The 2,016-nt window shown below is 72.4% G+C and carries 2 protein-coding genes; both read right to left on the reverse strand.

Annotated elements, in window-relative coordinates; genetic code table 11:
* Nucleotides 1–128 precede the first annotated feature (128 nt).
* A complete protein-coding gene (locus A5756_RS01865) occupies nucleotides 129–464 on the reverse strand; it encodes a hypothetical protein (protein WP_066946044.1) in 336 nt (111 codons plus the stop codon).
* Nucleotides 464–1,825, reverse strand: coding sequence for a replication-associated recombination protein A (locus tag A5756_RS01870; protein WP_066946046.1), 1,362 nt, complete (start codon nucleotides 1,823–1,825; stop codon nucleotides 464–466). The genes A5756_RS01865 and A5756_RS01870 overlap by 1 nt, the downstream gene beginning before the upstream one ends.
* Between the last annotated feature and the right edge of the window lie 191 nt (nucleotides 1,826–2,016).

The following is a 2,016-nucleotide window of genomic DNA, read 5'->3' on the forward strand; positions in this document are numbered from 1 at the left end:
GGGCCCCGCCCCCCCGCGGGGGGCCCCCATGGGGCCCCGGCGCCGGCTTTCGCCGAGTGTGCGGCGAGCCGCACAGCGGGGGCGGGGGGGGGGGGGGCGCCCCCCACACTCGACGCGCCTAAAGCCTTTCAGGGCAGCGCGTCGCCCGGGAATCCGCGGCTGGGGTGCACCTCGAAGGTGAAGACGCCGGCGGCCACGCCCGGGTCGTCGGCCATGATGGCGGCGGCGTCGTCGACCGAGGCCGCGAACACCGCGACCCCGCAGACCTCGGAGTCGTCGGTAACCGGCAACACGATGACCAGGACGCCGTCGTCGCGCAGCCCGAAATTGCGGCGCCCGTGCTCCCAGACGGTCCCCGGGGTGGTGTCCTCGCCGAAGCGCGGCCCCCGCTTGAGGATGACCACGCTGTAGGGCTTGGTGGTCGCCAGCAGCCGGCCCATCTCCTCGTCAGTGAAAGTTTTCATCACCGTCCCCGCTTCCTGCGGATGATCGCCCGCAACCGTTCCAGCCGCCCGGCCATCTCCCGCTCGCCGCCCCGGCCGGTCGGCCGGTAGTAGTCCGCGCCCACCAGCTCGTCCGGCGGATACTGCTGGGCGACGACGCCGTCGGGATCGTTGTGCGAGTACTGGTAGCCCTGCGCGTGTCCCAGCGCAGCCGCGCCGGAGTAGTGCCCGTCGCGCAGATGGGGCGGCACCAGGCCGGCCTTGCCCGCCTTGATGTCGTCCATCGCGGCGGCCAGCGCGGTGGTGACGGAGTTCGACTTGGGCGCGGTGGCCAGGTGGATGGTGGCGTGCGCAAGCGTCAGCTGCGCCTCGGGCATGCCGATCAGCTGCACGGTCTGGGCGGCCGCCACCGCGATCTGCAGCGCGCTCGGATCGGCCATGCCGATGTCCTCACTGGCCAGGATCATCAGCCGGCGCGCGAGGAACCGCGGGTCCTCCCCCGCGACGAGCATGCGGGCCAGGTAGTGCAGCGCCGCGTCGACGTCCGAGCCGCGCACCGACTTGATGAAGGCGCTGACGACGTCGTAGTGCTGGTCGCCGTCGCGGTCATAGCGCACCGCGGCCTTGTCCAGCGACTGCTCGATGGTCTCGACGGTGACTGAGTCGCCGGCCCCCTGAGCCGATTCGGCCGCGACCTCCAGCGCGGTCAGGGCCCGGCGGGCGTCGCCGGCGGCCAGCTGCACCAGCAGGTCGACGGCGTCGGGCGCCACGGCGACCTTCCCGCCCAGCCCGCGCGGGTCGTCGATCGCCCGCTGGACGACGGCGCGGATGTCGTCGGCGCCCAGCGGGCGCAACTGCAGGATCAGCGACCGGGACAGCAGGGGCGCCACCACGGAGAACGACGGGTTCTCGGTGGTTGCCGCCACCAGCAGCACCACCCGGTTCTCCACCGCGGACAGCAGGGCGTCCTGCTGGGTCTTGGAAAAGCGGTGCACCTCGTCGATGAACAGCACCGTCTGCTCGCCGTTGAGGAGCGCATGCCGCGCCTTCTCGATGACCGCCCGCACGTCCTTGACCCCGGCCGACAGCGCCGACAGCGCCTCGAACCGGCGGCCGGTCGCCTGGGAGATCAGCGCGGCGAGTGTGGTCTTGCCGCTGCCCGGCGGGCCGTAGAGGATGGCCGACGCGACGCCCGATCCCTCGACCAGGCGGCGCAGCGGCGACCCGGGCGCCAGCAGGTGCTCCTGGCCGACCACCTCGTCCAGCGAGGCCGGCCGCATGCGCACCGCCAACGGTGCACCGGCCGACACGCCCAGGGCGTGATCGCTCGTCGGCGGCGCGCCGGGCAGGTCAAAAAGACCGTCGGACACGGCTTCAGGCATACCACGAAAACCAATCCGGGCGCCGAGCACTCATCTTTGCTAAGTTCCCGTGTGCGCGTGCCCACAGGTTGAGTCAACAGCTAGGACGGACATGAGCCAGCCTCCCGAGTATCCAGGCACCCCGGCCGATCCCCACGGCAGCGAGCGCAACCCTCCGGGCTACCCACCGCCCCCCAACTACGGGGCCCCGC

Origin of the sequence: Mycobacterium sp. 852002-53434_SCH5985345, assembly GCF_001667155.1 — a bacterium.
Classification (GTDB): Bacteria; Actinomycetota; Actinomycetes; order Mycobacteriales; family Mycobacteriaceae; genus Mycobacterium.

What these genes read in the sequence shown, in the direction of transcription:
- A5756_RS01865 (WP_066946044.1), bottom strand. Translation starts at nt 464, where the DNA reads ATGAAAACTTTCACTGACGAGGAGATGGGCCGGCTGCTGGCGACCACC.
- A5756_RS01870 (WP_066946046.1), bottom strand. Translation starts at nt 1,825, where the DNA reads ATGCCTGAAGCCGTGTCCGACGGTCTTTTTGACCTGCCCGGCGCGCCG.